The sequence below is a fragment of the Parasphingorhabdus sp. genome (assembly GCF_041748495.1).
GTDB lineage: Bacteria > Pseudomonadota > Alphaproteobacteria > Sphingomonadales > Sphingomonadaceae > Parasphingorhabdus.
On sequence record NZ_JBGTDD010000094.1, the window covers coordinates 17,923 to 34,145 of the forward strand.

16 protein-coding genes are annotated in these 16,223 nt (G+C 60.3%); 13 read left to right on the top strand and 3 right to left on the bottom strand.

The window, feature by feature from the left end:
• Window positions 1-12: 12 nt before the first annotated feature.
• The 3 genes from ACEW8J_RS07925 to ACEW8J_RS07935 are packed head-to-tail and all read left to right on the top strand — an operon-like array spanning window position 13 to window position 2,404.
• A complete protein-coding gene (locus ACEW8J_RS07925; RefSeq protein ID WP_373491098.1) occupies window positions 13-480 on the top strand; it encodes a RidA family protein in 468 nt (155 codons plus the stop codon).
• The gene (locus ACEW8J_RS07930) at window positions 477-1,235 is read left to right on the top strand and encodes a glycerophosphodiester phosphodiesterase family protein (RefSeq protein ID WP_373491099.1); all 759 of its coding nucleotides are present in this window, start codon (window positions 477-479) and stop codon (window positions 1,233-1,235) included. Before ACEW8J_RS07925 ends, ACEW8J_RS07930 begins: the two co-directional genes overlap by 4 nt.
• A 14-nt stretch (window positions 1,236-1,249) precedes the next feature.
• Complete coding sequence (locus tag ACEW8J_RS07935) at window positions 1,250-2,404, top strand: GNAT family N-acetyltransferase (RefSeq protein WP_373491100.1); 1,155 nt, start codon at window positions 1,250-1,252, stop codon at window positions 2,402-2,404.
• 1 nt (window position 2,405) lies between these two features.
• On the opposite strand, the gene ACEW8J_RS07940 is transcribed toward ACEW8J_RS07935, so the two are convergent.
• Window positions 2,406-2,702, bottom strand: coding sequence for a hypothetical protein (locus ACEW8J_RS07940; RefSeq protein WP_373491101.1), 297 nt, complete (start codon window positions 2,700-2,702; stop codon window positions 2,406-2,408).
• 173 nt (window positions 2,703-2,875) lie between these two features.
• Window positions 2,876-3,715, bottom strand: coding sequence for a pantoate--beta-alanine ligase (panC, locus tag ACEW8J_RS07945; RefSeq protein WP_373491102.1), 840 nt, complete (start codon window positions 3,713-3,715; stop codon window positions 2,876-2,878).
• Window positions 3,716-3,816: 101 nt separating this feature from the next.
• Here panC and ACEW8J_RS07950 point away from each other — a divergent pair, with 101 nt between their 5' ends.
• The 6 genes from ACEW8J_RS07950 to ACEW8J_RS07975 all read left to right on the top strand — a co-directional run bounded on the left by ACEW8J_RS07950 (window position 3,817) and on the right by ACEW8J_RS07975 (window position 9,817).
• Entirely contained in the window at window positions 3,817-4,641 is an 825-nt protein-coding gene (locus ACEW8J_RS07950) for a division plane positioning ATPase MipZ (protein WP_373491103.1), read from the top strand.
• Window positions 4,642-4,644: 3 nt separating this feature from the next.
• Window positions 4,645-5,079, top strand: a complete 435-nt coding sequence (locus ACEW8J_RS07955; protein ID WP_373491104.1) for a J domain-containing protein — start codon at window positions 4,645-4,647, stop codon at window positions 5,077-5,079.
• Between the two features lie 90 nt (window positions 5,080-5,169).
• Window positions 5,170-6,579: a phosphoglucomutase/phosphomannomutase PgmG gene (pgmG, locus tag ACEW8J_RS07960; RefSeq protein WP_373491105.1), complete on the top strand. Its 1,410-nt coding sequence runs from the start codon at window positions 5,170-5,172 to the stop codon at window positions 6,577-6,579.
• A 129-nt stretch (window positions 6,580-6,708) separates the two neighbouring features.
• Window positions 6,709-7,107, top strand: a complete 399-nt coding sequence (locus tag ACEW8J_RS07965; protein ID WP_373491106.1) for an MAPEG family protein — start codon at window positions 6,709-6,711, stop codon at window positions 7,105-7,107.
• Window positions 7,108-7,120: 13 nt separating this feature from the next.
• Window positions 7,121-8,824, top strand: coding sequence for an amidohydrolase family protein (locus tag ACEW8J_RS07970; protein ID WP_373491107.1), 1,704 nt, complete (start codon window positions 7,121-7,123; stop codon window positions 8,822-8,824).
• A 78-nt stretch (window positions 8,825-8,902) separates the two neighbouring features.
• Entirely contained in the window at window positions 8,903-9,817 is a 915-nt protein-coding gene (locus ACEW8J_RS07975; protein WP_373491108.1) for a histone deacetylase, read from the top strand.
• On the opposite strand, the gene ACEW8J_RS07980 is transcribed toward ACEW8J_RS07975, so the two are convergent.
• Window positions 9,807-10,898, bottom strand: a complete 1,092-nt coding sequence (locus tag ACEW8J_RS07980) for an AI-2E family transporter (protein ID WP_373491109.1) — start codon at window positions 10,896-10,898, stop codon at window positions 9,807-9,809. The two genes, ACEW8J_RS07975 and ACEW8J_RS07980, sit on opposite strands and share 11 nt — an antisense overlap.
• 191 nt (window positions 10,899-11,089) lie before the next feature.
• Between ACEW8J_RS07980 and ACEW8J_RS07985 the strand changes: the two genes are divergently transcribed.
• The 4 genes from ACEW8J_RS07985 to ACEW8J_RS08000 all read left to right on the top strand — a co-directional run.
• Window positions 11,090-12,034, top strand: a complete 945-nt coding sequence (locus tag ACEW8J_RS07985; protein ID WP_373491110.1) for an MBL fold metallo-hydrolase — start codon at window positions 11,090-11,092, stop codon at window positions 12,032-12,034.
• A gap of 115 nt (window positions 12,035-12,149) precedes the next feature.
• Window positions 12,150-14,669, top strand: a complete 2,520-nt coding sequence (locus tag ACEW8J_RS07990) for a ligase-associated DNA damage response DEXH box helicase (protein ID WP_373491111.1) — start codon at window positions 12,150-12,152, stop codon at window positions 14,667-14,669.
• Between the two features lie 60 nt (window positions 14,670-14,729).
• Complete coding sequence (locus ACEW8J_RS07995) at window positions 14,730-15,674, top strand: retroviral-like aspartic protease family protein (RefSeq protein WP_373491112.1); 945 nt, start codon at window positions 14,730-14,732, stop codon at window positions 15,672-15,674.
• 105 nt (window positions 15,675-15,779) lie between these two features.
• Window positions 15,780-16,223: retropepsin-like aspartic protease (locus ACEW8J_RS08000; RefSeq protein ID WP_373491113.1), on the top strand; the 444-nt coding region annotated here is incomplete at its 3' end.

Sequence of the window (16,223 nt, forward strand, 5' to 3'; positions counted from 1 at the left end):
GAGTTTTGCCCGATGACCAACCATATTGAAAAAGCCCTGAAAGCCAAGGGCATTGAATTGCCTACGCCCGCTGCTCCCGTTGCCTCTTATGTCCCTGCCGTTGAAATGAACGGACTGCTCCATATCAGCGGCCAGGTGTCGATGGAGGGCGGCCAGTTGATCACCGGCCGGCTGGGTGACAACATGTCGCTGGCAGAAGGCCAACAGGCCGCCAAGGCCTGCGCGCTGATGATCGCGGCGCAGATCAAGAAAGCGGCCGGATCGCTCGACCGGGTCGACCGCATTGTCAAACTCGGCGTTTTCGTCAACAGCACCGCTGACTATACCGACCATCCCAAGGTCGCCAATGGCTGCTCTGACATGATGGAAGTGATTTTCGGCGCAGCCGGCCAGCACGCCCGCAGCGCGGTCGGCGTGGCATCGCTGCCGCTTGGCGTTGCTGTTGAGGTTGATGCCATCATTGCCCTGAAACCCGAGTGATCACAACTTTACTCGACAATCTGCTCGCGCCGGCTCCCCTGCCTGGCAGAGTGGCGTTTCTGAAAGGCCAGCCTTATGCGCATCGCGGCCTGCATGGCAATGGCCTGCTGGAAAACAGTCCCGCCGCCTTCGAGGCTGCGATCAAGCTGGGTCACGGGATTGAATGCGATGTCCAGGCAGCGGAAGATGGCCGCGCCTTTGTCTTTCACGATTATGAACTTGACCGGTTGACGGATCATAACGGTCCGATCGGAACGCTGCGGGCGGATGATATTGACCGGATCCAGCTGAATGGCGGTCATGGCAAGATTCCGCGCTTGCGCGAAACGCTGGCCCAGGTGGCCGGACGGGTACCGATCCTGATCGAAATCAAATCGCGCAACATGCGGATTGGCCCGCTGTGCCTTTCGGTGCGCAGAGCTCTGGAAGGCTATGGCGGCCAAGCGGCGATCATGTCTTTCAATCCCCTGGTCGGTGCCTGGTTTCGCAGCAACGCCCAACATATCGTCCGCGGACTGGTGGTGACGGAAGAGGACAGCAAGAACTGGCGTGGTCGGATTGCCCGCCACCGCAATCTTTGGACGGCGCAACCAGATTTTCTGGCCTATGATATTCGCGACCTGCCCTCCCGGTTCGCTGCCGCGCAACGCGCGCGCGGGCTGCCGGTTGTCACCTGGACAGTCCGTTCAACCGAACAGGAGCAAACCGCGTTCCGATATGCGGACGAGCCTGTTTATGAGATACCGCAGAAATGATAAAATGAATCGCAATGCCTGATTCTCCCTCTGCTCCAGCCGAAATATTCGCCCGCGTAGCCGATGATATCGCTGGCCTGTCAGCGGACCAGTGGGATGCATGCGCCGGTTCGACCAATCCATTTGTCTGCCACGCTTTTCTGTCAGCGATGGAGGAATCGGGCAGCGTCGGGCCGGGTACCGGCTGGAAATCGCTGCCGATCATTATCGAGGATCGAGACGGGAAAATCGCCGCCTGCCTGCCCAGCTATCTCAAGTCGCACAGCCAGGGCGAGTATATTTTCGATCAGCAATGGGCGCATGCGTTTGAAAATGCCGGCGGCCAATATTATCCCAAGATCCAGATCGCCGCACCCTTTTCTCCCGTGCCCGGGCCCCGCCTGCTGATGCGCGATCAATCCCTGGCGGTGCCGCTGTTGCGAGCGGCTGAGCAACTGGCGGAAAATAACGGCATTTCATCGGTCCACGCGACCTTTGTCAGCGAAGACCAGCTCCCGCATTTTCGCGAAGCTGGCTGGCTGATCCGGACTGATAGCCAGTTTCACTGGCGCAATGACGATTATGACAGCTTTGATGATTTTCTTGCCGCCCTGTCGTCCCGGAAACGCAAGGCAATCCGTCGGGAACGGGCCAAGGCACAGGAAGCGGTTGAGATTGTTCATCTGTCGGGCGATGAAATTCAACCCCGGCATTGGGACTATTTCTGGGAATTTTATCAGGATACCGGCATGCGCAAATGGGGCCAGCCCTATCTGACGCGCAGCGCCTTTGCTCTGTTGCAGCAGAAAATGGCGGAAAAATTGCTGCTGATCTTCGCCATGCAGGACGGCATTCCGGTTGCTGGCGCGCTCAATGTGATCGGCGCAGACACGCTCTACGGCCGCTATTGGGGCTGCACCCGCAATATCCCGTTTCTGCATTTCGAGATTTGCTATTATCAGGCGATTGACGCCGCGATTGCGCGCGGGCTCAAGACTGTCGAGGCCGGAGCGCAGGGGAGCCACAAGCTGGCGCGGGGCTATCAACCGGTGCCGACCTGGTCAGCGCATTATATTGTCGATCCGGGATTTCGCTCGGCAATCGCCGACTATCTGAAACGCGAGCGACAAGCGGTCACCGCCGACATAGAATTTCTGGCCGAGATGGGGCCATTTAAAAAATCGGTTTAGGCTATGCCGCGCGGCGGATATTTTCCTGCAACCAGCTGCGCGCTTCGCGCTGGGCTTCGGCAATCTCGCGAGCCGTCATATCCAGCGAAATTTCCGCCCGGCAGATCTTGCTATCGTCATGGCCGGACAAGGCCGCCAGATTGAACCATTTGTGCGCTTCGATCAAATCGACCGCGACGCCATCCGATCCGGTCGAATAGATCACCCCCAGATCATAATATGCATTGCTGCTGCCTTGCGACGCATCGGCGAGATGGCTTTCGATTAGGAAGGCGGCGCTTTTCATGCTGTTGCCCATATTGTCAGTCCCTGTTTCTGTTGCCGCTATTTGCCGCGACAGGACGACTTTCAACGCAATGTCCTAAAGAAATGGTTAACGCGAATCGCACGAAATCGCACTCGTGGCATTCAAAGCCCGTTAAATCAGGCATTTTTATCTGCATTTTTGGTTAACGGCCAGGCTTTGCGGCCTCAGGAAACGGGGATATTGTCGATCAATCGGGTTTTGCCGATATGGGCGGCAGCAAAAAGACGGGCGGGCCGTGTAAAAACATTCTGAAACGCCAGCGTCTCGGCATCGCGCAGTTCGAGATAGTCAATTTTGTGAAAGCCAGCGGCAAGTAACCGCGCCCTGGCTTCGGTCAAAATCGACACAATATTGCCACCCGCTGCGATCGCCTCGGCCGCTTCCTGCATCGCTTCGGGGAGCGCCACGGCGCTGGCCCTTTGCTCCGGGGTCAGATAGGCATTGCGCGAGGACAGAGCAAGCCCATCGGGATCACGAACCGTCGGGACGCCGACAATGTCATGGGTGAAATCAAGATCGCGCGCCATCCGCCGGATCACCGCCAACTGCTGGAAATCCTTTTCGCCGAAAAAAGCGGCATCGGGGCGAACCTGATTGAACAATTTCGCCACCACCGTCGCAACCCCGTCGAAATGGCCTGGCCGCGCGCCGCCGCAGAGCCCCTCACTGACCCCGCGCACGCTGACATTGGTGGCATAGCCGGGCGGATAGATCTGATCGACCGCTGGCGCCCACAACAATGCCACCCCCGCTGCATCGAGAAGGGTGGCATCGGCGGTTTCCTGACGCGGATAGGCATCGAGATCCTCTCCCACCCCAAATTGGGCCGGATTGACAAAGATCGAGGCCACCACCGCATCACATTGGCCTTTCGCCGCTTCGATCAGCCGGATATGTCCGGCGTGCAGCGCGCCCATCGTCGGAACCAGGCCGATGGTGGAACCGGCCTGGCGAAACGCCGCCAGAGCTTCCCGCAGCGGGCCAAGCTGTCGAACAATTTGCATGCATCACTCTTTGCGTTTAGATTTTGCGGTAAGCCTCGTCTAAGCTATGGGACGGAGGGTCGTCCTTCGCAAGGGCCAACAACAGGGATATTGCTCAAACCGTGACCAATAATGCGCATCATATTGTCTTCGCCAACGAAAAAGGCGGGACCGGCAAGTCGACCACCGCGGTCCACGTGGCAGTGGCACTCGCCTATCAGGGGCACAAGGTCGCAATCATTGATCTCGACCCGCGCCAGCGCACGTCCTATCGCTATCTGGAAAACCGCGATGCGACGATGAAGCGGGTGAACATTGAGATACCCCAGCCGCATTATGCTGTGTTCGAAGATGATGACCTTGCGCGGCTCGAACAGTTGATCGACCGGATGGGACAGGGAATGGATTTTCTGCTCTTTGATACACCGGGTCGCGACGACAAATTTGCCCGTTTCGTGGCCACCAGAGCGAACAGTCTGGTCACCCCGATCAATGACAGCTTTGTCGATTTCGATCTGATCGGTCAGGTGGATCCGGAAACCTACAAGGTCAACAAACTGAGCTTTTACGCTGAACTGATCTGGGATGCCCGCAAGGCGCGAGCCAAGGCGGATGGCAAAACCATCGACTGGGTCGTATTGAGAAACCGGACCCAATATGTCGAAGCGCATAATATGAAACGGATTGTGGCCGCGCTGGGCGAATTGTCGCAACGCGTCGGATTTCGCATCATTCCAGGGCTGAGCGAGCGGGTCATATACCGCGAGCTATTCCCTTCAGGCATGACAATGCTCGACAAGCAGCATCTCGGTCGTCTCGCAACGAGCCATTTGGCGGCGCGGCAGGAATTGCGCGAACTGATCAAGCATCTGGCGCTGCCGCAAGCATCCCAAAGCACGTCCGGCGGCAGCGAGCCCGCCCTGGCTAAGCCCAAGTTGGTCGCCTGAAGGATGACAGCCCTGCTCATTTTCGGCGGTGCGATTCTGGCCTGGCTGGTATTTTCGGGCAAAGCCAAGAATATGACCCCCAACCAGTGGCTGGCGCTGGTGATTGCCTTGGTCGGCGCCAATTTCCTGCGCGGCGGTAGCTGGATCATGGGGGGCGCCATGCTCGCGGGCGCGGCCTTTCTGAGCGGCTGGCGGATATTGATTCCGGCGCGTGATTTCGAGGAACCGAAACGCAGGCCGCGCAGTTTCGAACTCGATCGCGCACGGTCCCTGCTCGGGGTCAGCGATGATGCCGGCTTTATCGAAATCAACGCGGCCTGGAAACAACGGCTGGCCGAGCATCATCCCGACAATGGCGGGGATGAGCAACTGGCGAAGATGATCAACCGGGCCCGTGACATATTGCTGGAAGAACTGGAAGCATCCAAGCGGCGGTAATATTGCTGTCTTACTTCCACAGTAACACTGGATTTTCCAGCACTTGCCTTCTAAACACGACGGCAAATCCCACCAGCCAAGGTTCCAGACATGAACGGTCCAGCATCGCATCAATTCCATTCTACCTCATTGCGGGAATATGACATTCGCGGCATTATCGGCGAAACGCTGGGTGAGGACGATGCCTATGCCATTGGCCGGGGTTTCGGGACGCTGATCGCGCGTGATGGCGGCGATACGGTTGCCACAGGATTTGACGGCCGAGACAGTTCCCCGATGCTGGAAGCGGCATTGATCCGGGGGCTCAATGATGCCGGAATCAATGCCATTTCGGTCGGAATGGGCCCCACTCCGATGCTTTATTATGCCGAATCCGTGCTGAATCAGGTGCAGGGCGGCATCATGATCACCGGCAGCCACAACCCGGCCAATTATAACGGCTTCAAGATGGTGTTCCAGGGCCGCCCGTTTTTCGGCGCGGACATATTGAAGCTCGGCGACATGGCCGCGAATGGCGACTGGGATACGGGCACGGGGACATCACAAGACCATGATATCATCGACGAATATGTCGAGCGCCTGCTGAAGAATTTCACCGGCGGTTACTATAAGGTCGGCTGGGACTGCGGCAATGGGGCTGCGGGACCGGTGATCGAAAAGCTGACCCATCTGCTGACCGAGCGCGGGGCGGGAGAACATCATCTGCTCTACGCCGATGTCGACGGCAGCTTCCCCAATCATCATCCCGACCCCACCGAGGAAAAGAATCTCGCCGACCTGAAGGCGCTGGTGGCGGAGAAGAAACTCGATTTTGGCGTGGCTTTTGACGGCGATGGCGACAGAATTGGTGCGATTGACGGCGAAGGCCGGGTGATCTGGGGTGACCAGCTGCTGCAAATCTATGCCGAGGATGTGCTGAAAAGCGAGCCCGGCGCGACGATCATCGCCGACGTCAAGGCATCGCAGGCGCTGTACGACCGGATCGCCGAACTCGGCGGCCAGCCGCTGATGTGGAAAACCGGCCACAGTTTGATCAAGTCGAAGATGAAGGAAACCGGATCGCCGCTGGCCGGCGAAATGAGCGGCCATATATTCTTCAAGCATGATTATTATGGCTATGACGACGCCCCTTATGCCGCGATCCGGCTGATCCAGGCGGCCACCAATATCGGCAAGAGCGTGACCCAGTTGCGCAGCGATATGGTGGAAATGATCAACACGCCGGAAATGCGCTTTCAGGTCGACGAGAGCCGCAAGTTCGCGGTGATCGACGAAGTGCTGGAGCGCCTGTCGGCCAGCGGTGCGGAAGTGAACAATACCGATGGCGCACGGGTCAATACCGAAGACGGCTGGTGGCTGCTGCGGGCGAGCAACACCCAGGACGTTCTGGTCGCCCGGGCGGAAGCGAAATCAGCGGATGGCCTCGACCGGCTGATGGCGCAGATCGACGAGCAGCTGGCCCTGTCCGGTCTGGAGCGCGGAGAGCAGGCGGGGCACTAACCGCTCGTCCGGAGGAATTGCGAGCAACGACGGGATTCCTCTTCTTCCTGATCGATCTTATCCATTTGCAGTATGGTTATCCTGTTTGAGCCGCCTATGATTGGGGCCCGAGAGAGGAACCGCGCACCCATGGACCCCTATATATACGTCACCTTTGTCAGCGCGCTTGCCTTGCTCGCTTATTATTTCACCCTGCTGATGGCCGGGCTGGCCCGCGGCCGGTTCAAGATTGCGGTGCCATCGCACAGCGGCCCTCCCGAATATGAACGCTATGTCCGCGCGCATCAGAATACGCTGGAGCATCTGGTCCTGTTCCTGCCCGGCCTGTGGCTGTTCGCTTATGTCGTCAGCCCCTATTGGGCAGCGGCTATCGGTCTGATCTGGCCGTTCATGCGGGTCGGCTATGCGCTGGGTTACCACAAGGCCCCGGAGAAACGTTTGCGCTGGCTCTATGCGAGCATGCCGCCAATCTATATTTTTGTGCTAGGATCCCTGATCGGCAGCATCGTTCACTGGATCAAAGCTTGAGAGGCAATGCAATATGAGTGACTATGACCTTGTGATCCGCGGTGGGACCATTGCCGATGGCAGCGGTGGCGACCTGATCGATGGGGATATTGCGATCAGCGGCGGCACAATCGCCGCTATCGGCCAGATCTCCGACAGGGGCCGCGAAGAAATCGATGCTGCCGGCAAGATCGTCACCCCCGGCTTTGTCGATGTCCACACCCATTATGACGGCCAGTGCATCTGGGCCGAAGAGCTCAGTCCATCCTCGTCGCATGGCGTCACGACGGCAATCATGGGCAATTGCGGCGTCGGCTTTGCGCCCTGCCGCGAAGCCGATCATGCTATGCTGATCAATGTGATGGAAGGCGTGGAGGATATTCCCGGCGTAGTGATGGCCGATGGCCTGCCTTGGAACTGGGAGAGTTTTCCGGAATATCTCGACGTCGTCGCCAGGGGAAAGCGTGATATCGATATTGCCGCCTATCTGCCGCACTCGCCGCTGCGCGTTTATGCCATGGGCGCGCGAGGCGCTTCTCGCGAACCGGCCAATGACGATGATCTGGCGCTGATGCGCAAGCTGTGCCGCGAAGCGATGGAAGCGGGCGCGCTTGGCTTTGCCACCTCACGGCTGTCGATTCACAAGACCGCAGACGGCGGCAGCATCCCGACATTCGAGGCGGACATCGCTGAGCTGGAAGCGATTTGCGGCGGCATGGCGGATGCCGGCACCGGTACTTTCCAGGTCGTGCTCGATGCCTTTGTCGGCTGGGACAAGGAATATAAGGTGATTGAACGGGTGGTGGAAAGTTCCGGCCGTCCGGCGACTTTCACGCTCGCCTCGGCCAATGACGGGCCGCCGCGCTGGCGCCGGGTGCTGGAGATGATCGACCGGACCAACGCCGGCGGCGGCAAGGCCACCGCACAGATCATGCCGCGTCCGATCGGACTGATCGCCGGTCTGGAACTGACGGTACACCCGTTCATTCTCTGCCCCAGCTGGGCAAAAATCGCCGACCTGTCCGTAGAACAGCAGGTCGCCGCGATGCGCGACACGGGATTGCGCGAGGCACTGCTGAGCGAGGAATTCGAGCCCGGCCATCCGTTCAACGCGCTCGCCCGCGACTGGAACTGGCTGTTCCCGCTTGATGATCCGCCGGATTATGCGCCGCCGAAAGAAAGCAGCATGGCTGGACAGGCAGCGGCCAAAGGCTGCACGCCGCAGGAAATTGCCTATGACCGGTTGCTCGAAACCAAGGGCAGGGGCCTGTTTCTCGCGGCGCTCGGCAATTATGAAAATGGCACGCTAGCCAGCGCCCATGAAATGCTCAGCCATCCGCATTGCATCCCCGGCCTCGGTGACGGCGGCGCGCATTATGGTGCGATATGCGACGCCAGCTACTCGACCTATCTGCTCAAGCAATATGTGCAAAAGGCGAATGGCTTCCGGTTTGACCTGTCTGAAGCGGTCCATATGCTGTCGCACAAGGCGGCCTGTGCGGTTGGCCTGACCAATCGCGGACTGCTCAAGCCCGGTGCCAAGGCCGACATCAATGTCATCGACATGGACCGGCTGGAATTGCACCTGCCCGAAATCGTCCGCGACCTACCGGCAGGGGGGCAAAGACTGCACCAGCGGGCGACCGGCTATGATGCCACGATCGTGTCGGGGGAGATCATCCGGCGGTTTGACCAGTCCACCGGTGCGCGACCGGGGCAGCTGATACGCGGGGCGTGAGAGGGCGCAGTCCTCAAGTCCGATATTGCATCGCCATCGTGCTGACCTATGATCGGTGGACTCCCGGCTAGGATATCCATGCTCCATATCGTCCACCATTCCGACTATGTCGCTCCGCGCCCGCAAAGCGGCAGCTTCGTGTTCGACAAATATCAGTTGGTGATGGAGGCCATCCGGGAGCATCAGCCGCAACATCTGGTCTATGCGCCTGCGCCGATGCCGCGGCAATGGCTCGAGGCGGTGCATGATCCGGACTATGTCGAGCAAGTGCTGAGCGCCACAGTCCCCCGTCACAAGGAGCGCCGTATCGGCTTTCCGGTGTCGGCCGAGATCGCCAGCCGCGTCCAATATACATCGGGCGGCACCTGGCTGGCCGCACGACTGGCCCGGGAATATGGCTATGCCGCGAATAGCGCCGGCGGCAGTCATCATGCCATGGCCGACACCGGCGCCGGCTATTGCGTGTTCAACGATCTGGCGGTCACCGCCAACCGGCTGCTGGCGGAAGGCGACGCGCGCAGGATTCTGATTGTCGATCTCGACGTGCACCAGGGCGACGGCACCGCGATATTATTAGCCGGGCGCGAGAATATCTTTACCCTGTCCATCCACAACGACCGGAATTTCCCGACCCGCAAGGCATGCTCCACTCGCGATATCGCGCTGCCCGATGCGGTCGGGGATGAAGCCTATCTTTCGATACTGGATAGAGTTTTGAAGGAAATTCTCGACAGTTTCCAGCCGGATATGCTGCTCTATCAGGCCGGAGTGGACCCGCATGCGGAAGACCGTCTCGGACGGCTGTCGTTGAGCGATCAAGGTCTCGACCGCCGCGACCGGATGGTGATCCGCCAGGCCCGTGACCGAGGCATTCCCGTCGCCAGCGCTCTCGGCGGAGGCTATGGCCACGATCATCGGGCCGTGGCCTTGCGCCATGCCCGCTCGATGATGGCCATGGCGGATGAAGCCCGGCGCTATGCGACTATTCGCTAGCTTCACCGCTGGTCATGGTCTCCCGGTGCATTTCGGAAAAAATGCTCCAGATCGCGATAAACAGCGCGGCCACCAGCGGACCGATGACGATGCCGTTGATGCCGAACAGCTGCAAGCCGCCGAGCGTTGAGATCAGCACCACATAATCGGGCATGCGCGTGTCCCGTCCGACGAGGATCGGACGCACGAGATTGTCGACCATGCTGATCACGAATATGCCGCAGAGCATCAGCACGATAGCCTGCCAGACATCTCCGGTAACCAGCAGAAAAACCGCCACCGGTACCCAGACAAACCCGGTGCCAATGGCCGGAATCAGCGAGAATATACCCATTAACACCGCCCACAGCAGCGCGCCGCGGATATCGAGCGCCCAGAATACCAGGCCGCCCAGCGTCCCCTGGATGATCGCGATGATCAGGCTGCCCTTGATTGTCGCCCGGATGACGACCAGAAATTTGTCCAGCAGGATCTGGCGTTTTTCTACTCCCAGCGGAATCATCTCCTCGATCCGGTCGGTCAGCGCGCGGCCGTCGCGCAGCAGGAAAAATGTCAGATAGAGCATCACGCCCAGGCCCAGCATGAACTGGAACGCACCCTGGCCGACGCTGAGCAGCTGGGTGACCAGAAATTCGAGAATCGCGGAAATGGATTGTTCTATCTGAGCCCTGATGCTGTCCAGATCGCCATAGCCATATGCGGCCAGCTGAGCCTGCATCCAGCCGGGCAGGGATTTTTCAAAGGCTACGAAGGCCGCGTCAAAATCGATGTCGCCGTCCTGAATCCGCAGGTAGATGCTGGCCGCCTCCTGGGCCAGCGCCATGCCGAGCAGAATCGTGGGCACCACGACCAGCAACAGGATAAGCACAAGCGTGATCCCCGCGACCAGATTGGTTCGGCCGGGCAGATAGCCCAGCAGGCCTTCGTAAACCGGACGGAACAGAACAGCGACGACGACAGCCCAGACGATCGCACCGAAAAATGGTTCGATCAGGACAGAGAATGCGAGCGAGATCACAACCAGAAGCGTGATCAGAAAACCCCACTCCACGCGCCTGCTGGAAACTATCCGCTTGTCCATTGTCTGTCGCTCTTATTGGGTCTGCTATCGCCACCGCGTGGAACTTGTTCTGTACCGCAGATACGGTAATATTTCAGGGCGGGCAAGGATCAGGCGTGGTAACCGGTCGACTTGTTTGTCGGCTCTGTTCAAATCACCGCAAAGCTGCGACAATGAATCCCAAGGCGGGGCAGAAGACGGGAGAGACATGGATGGCAATTCCCTTTGAGAAAGGACTGGTGGAAACCGGCTTCGGACTTTACGCCTATCTCCAGCCCGATGGCGGCTGGGGCTGGTCCAACGCCGGGCTGATCACCGATGGCGGCCAATCCTTGCTGGTCGATACTTTGTTCGATGCAAGCCTGACCCGCGAGATGCTTGACGTCATGGCAGATGCCGCCGGTGTCGGCGCCGATGATATCGGCACCATCGTCAACACCCACGCCAATGGCGACCATACCCATGGCAATGGCTGCTGTGCGCGTGCCGAGGTGATTGCCTCCGAAGCCAGCGCGCGGGAAATGTCCGAACTGCCCGCCAGCCAGCTCGCCGGGATCATGGCGCAGGCGCGGGCCATGGGTCCGGCGGGACAATATCTTGTGGATATTTTCGGCAGCTTTGATTTTACCGATGTTGCGGAAAAGCTCCCGACCCAAACCTTTACCGGCCGCCACAGCCTGAAAGTCGGCGACAAGAAGGTCGATCTGATCGAGGTCGGTCCGGCCCATACCGCGGGCGACGTGCTGGTCCACGTGCCGGGCGACCGGACCGTCTTTACCGGTGACATATTGTTCATCGAAGGCACGCCGATCATGTGGGCGGGACCGGTGGCAAACTGGATCGCAGCCTGTGATATCATTATCGATCTCAAGGCCGAAACCATCGTCCCGGGCCATGGCCCGATCACCGATGTGCACGGCGTGCGGCGGGTGCAGGACTATCTGCGCTATATCGATCAGGAGGCGCGCAAGCGCTACGATGCGGGACTATCGGTGCGCGACGCCGCGCATGACATCAGGCTCGGCGATTTTTCCAGCTGGGGCGACAGCGAGCGGATAGCGGTCAATGTCTCGACGCTGTACCGGGAATATGCCGGTGACAGCACGCCGCCCGATGTGGTGCAGTTGTTCGGGCTGATGGCCGAGTTGAAACAATAGCTTGAGTTTTCCAATCGGCTCGGCCTTTGTGGACCCGCGACGGCAGTTTTCGATCTCCTGAAATCGCGCCCAGCAGCCATGGCAGGAGATAGGCTCCTGCCTTCGCAGGAGCACAATGATCACGAACGGCCTTCCGCCTATCCTTGCCAACTGGTTCGCCGAGCGCGGCTGGGCGGTGCGGGATCATCAATGGCAGATGCTCGCGGCGGCGCGGGCGGGACACCATGCCTTGCTGACGGCACCCACCGGCGCAGGCAAGACGCTGGCCGGGTTTCTGCCGACGCTGGTCGAACTGGTCGAGCGGGAGAATGAGAAATCGGTTCGCCCTGAGCCTGTCGCAGCATCTGGCAGCGCGCAACCGACCCTTCGACAGGCTCAGGGTGAACCAAGGGGCGAAGGCGGCCTCCACACGCTCTATATCTCGCCGCTCAAGGCGCTCGCCGTCGATGTCCAGCGCAATCTGCTGACGCCGGTCGAGGAAATGGGTCTGCCGATCACGATCGAGACCCGCAGCGGTGATACGCCGGCGGGGCGCAAGGCCCGGCAGCGGCTGAAGCCGCCGCAGATCCTGCTGACCACGCCGGAATCACTCAACCTGCTGCTCAGCCAGCCGGACAGCTTCACCCTGTTCGCGGGTCTCCGGCGCGTCGTGATCGACGAGGTCCATGCCTTTGCCACCGGCAAGCGCGGCGACCTGCTGGCGCTGTCGCTGGCGCGGCTGCAGAAAATCGCGCCGGAGATGCAGCGGGCGGCGCTGTCCGCGACGGTGGCCGAGCCGGATGATTTTCGCGCCTGGCTGGCGCCTTATGGCGATATCGACACGGTCACCCATGTGCTGGGCGAAGAGGGAGCCCCCGCCGACCTGTCGATCATGCTGCCGGAAACGCCGGAGGGCAATTCGGTGCGCGTGCCCTGGTCCGGCCATGCCGGTGCCTATGCGATCCCGCAGGTGATGCAGCAGATCCGCAACAACCGGATGACCCTGATCTTCTGCAACACCCGCTTTCTCGCCGAGCTGACCTTCCAGAAACTTTGGGACATCAATGACGACACGCTCGCCATCGGCATCCATCACGGCAGCCTGTCGAAGGAGGCGCGGCGGAAGGTCGAGAACGCCATGGCGTCAGGGAAGATGCGGGCCTTGGTCTGCACCGCCTCGCTCGATCTCGGGGTCGACTGGGGCGATATCGACTGCGTTATCCAGATGGGCGCACCGAAAGGCTCCTCGCGCCTGCTGCAGCGGATCGGCAGGGCCAACCACCGGCTAGACGTTTCGTCGAAGGCTTTGCTGGTTCCCGGCAACCGCTTCGAATATCTCGAGGCCCAGGCGGCTCTGGATGCGGTGAACGAGGGCCGCCGGGACGGCGAGCCGTTTCGCGCCGGCGGGCTGGATGTGCTCGCCCAGCATGTGATGAGCTGCGCCTGCGCCGCGCCGTTCCAGGAAGACGCGCTGCTCGATGAAGTGCAATCGGCCCTGCCCTATAGTGCCTTGAGCAAGGAGCAATTCGAGCGGGTGCTGAATTTCACCCGTGATGGCGGCTATGCACTCCAGGCCTATGACAAGTTCAAGCGGTTGCGCCGCGATGCCGACGGCGTCTGGAGCCTGACCCATCCGAAATTTGCCGCCCAGCACCGGCTCAACGCCGGGATCATCGTCGACGCGGCGATGATGACCGTGCGCTTCAAGAACGGCCGCAGCTTGGGCAAGGTCGAGGAAGGCTTTGCCGCCATGCTGTCAATCGGCGACACCTTCTTCTTCGCCGGACTCAGCCTCGAACTGATCCAGATGGACAGCAGCGACGTGATCGTCCGAGCCGCGAAAAAGGCCGCTATGATCCCGAGCTATATGGGGGCCAGGCTGCCGCTGACCACGCATCTTTCGGACCGGGTGCGCGGCTTTCTGACCGACCGCGCCGGCTGGGCGCGGTTTCCCGATGATGTCCGCGAATGGCTGGAGATGCAGGACCATCGCTCGGTAATGCCCGAACCGGGGCAGTTGCTGGTCGAGACCTTTCCGCACAAGCAGCTGCATTATATGGTCGCCTACAGCTTTGAAGGCTGGAACGCCCACCAGTCGCTCGGCATGTTGCTGACCCGGCGGATGGAGGATCGCGGGCTGAAACCGGTCGGCTTTGTCGCCAATGATTATGCGCTGGCCTGCTATAGCGTCGAGCCGGTCACCGATCCCGCGCCGCTGTTCAGCGCCGATATATTGGAGGATGAATTTTTCGACTGGGTCGAGGGATCGCATTTGCTCAAGCGCGCCTTTCGCGAAGTGGCGGTGATCAGCGGGCTGGTCGAACGGCAGCATCCGGGCAAGCGCAAGACCGGCAAGCAGGTCACTTTCTCGACCGATCTGATTTTCGACGTGCTGCGCAAATATGAACCGGACCATCTGCTGATGCAGGCGGCCTGGGCGGATGCGCGGGCCCGGATGACCGATGTCGGGCGGCTCGGCGACCTGCTCGACCGTGCCGCGGAATCGATCGTCCATGTCGATCTCGACCGGGTCAGTCCGCTCGCGGTGCCGGTGCTGGTGATGATCGGGCGCGAGCATGTCGCCCAGGGCGCGACCGATGATGCGCTGCTGGTCGAGGCCGAATCGCTGATCAACGAAGCGATGAAAATGGACTAGCAGACAGCGCATTCCGTGCGGACATTAGGCACTATCGGCTTTTTGGCGTAGAATGGCAAAATGGCTTGTCCGATCCTGCTCTATCCTGCCTTTGCGTTGCTGTTCGCGGCGCCGCTGGCCGTTCCGGCGGAGCCGGAGGTTGAAGCCCATATTGCCGACAGTTTGCCGGACCGGTTCCTGCAGCCCGATGCCGAACAGATTGCGATCGCAAGGGACCGGCTGGCGCGGATGACCGTCTCGGTCCGCATCGAGGATGCCGGACCCTATGAGTTCATCATCGATACAGCCTCGCAGCGGACGATAGTGTCCAGGGAGATAGCCGGTGCGCTGGCGCTCGATATCGAGGATGAAGTCACGATCGTCGCGCTGGCCGGCAGCACCGTCGTGCAGACCGTCTTTGTCCCCAGCCTGACCCTGGGCAAGCGCAGCTATGACGGCCTGATCTCGCCGACCTTCCGCTCGGCCAATATCGGCGCGGACGGCGTGCTCGGTCTCGACAGCCTGCAGGGGCAACGGATATTGTTCGATTTTCTGGCCAGCCATATTTCCGTCGAGGATATCAGCGAACCGCTGAGAAGCCGGTCGCTGCGGGAGATCGTGGTGACGGCAAGACGGCGCTCCGGGCAGTTGATCTTCACCAACGCCACGATCGCCGGAGTCAGAACCAGCGTCATCATTGACACCGGCGGGGAACTGTCGATCGGCAACAGGGCACTGCAACGACGTCTGCGGCTGAAATCGTCGGCGATGGAGCAGACCAGCCTGGTCGATATCACCGGCCGTTCGGTGCAGGCCGATTATGGCATCGCCGAGGAACTGCTGATCGGCCGCGCCCGCTTTGGCATCATCCCGATCGCCTTTGCCGATATCGCGCCGTTCAGGGCGCTGGGACTGGACAGGAAGCCGGCGCTGTTTCTGGGGATGGACGCGCTGCGCACATTTGACCGGGTGGCGATCGATTTTGCCAACCGGAAGATCTATTTCCTGATTCCCGAGGATGACTAGGAAGGGCGTCGGTCGAATCAGGACAGGCTTCCATGATATTGCTGTAGCAATAGTCCGGCGCCTGGCTATGCTGCCGCAATGCGGGAAAACCGCAGGAGAGAATATATGTCTGCATTTCTGACGAGCATGCCCGTGGTCCTGGCATCCGCTCTGGCGCTGGGCTTTCCTATGCCATTTGGCCAGCCGGTCGAGCCGGGACACCTGATCAATCCCCAGGGCGAAATTGTCACCCTTGATGAAGACCGTGCCGAACGGATGACGGTGCCGGTCAGCATTGAGGGCCACGGCCCCTTTGCCTTCGTCATCGATACCGGTGCGGAACGGACCGTGATTGCGCGCAATATCGCCGACAGACTGGCGCTTGAAGACGAGGAACCGGCGGCATTGATGAGCATCGCCGGCACCAGTATGGTCGACATGGTCTATGTGCCGCGCCTGACTCTGGGCCAGAAAAGCTATGAAGGGCTGATTTCCCCGGTGCTGGCGGCGCAGCATATCGGCGCCGATGGCATATTGGGCCTCGACGGCCTGCAGAATCAGCGGATCCTG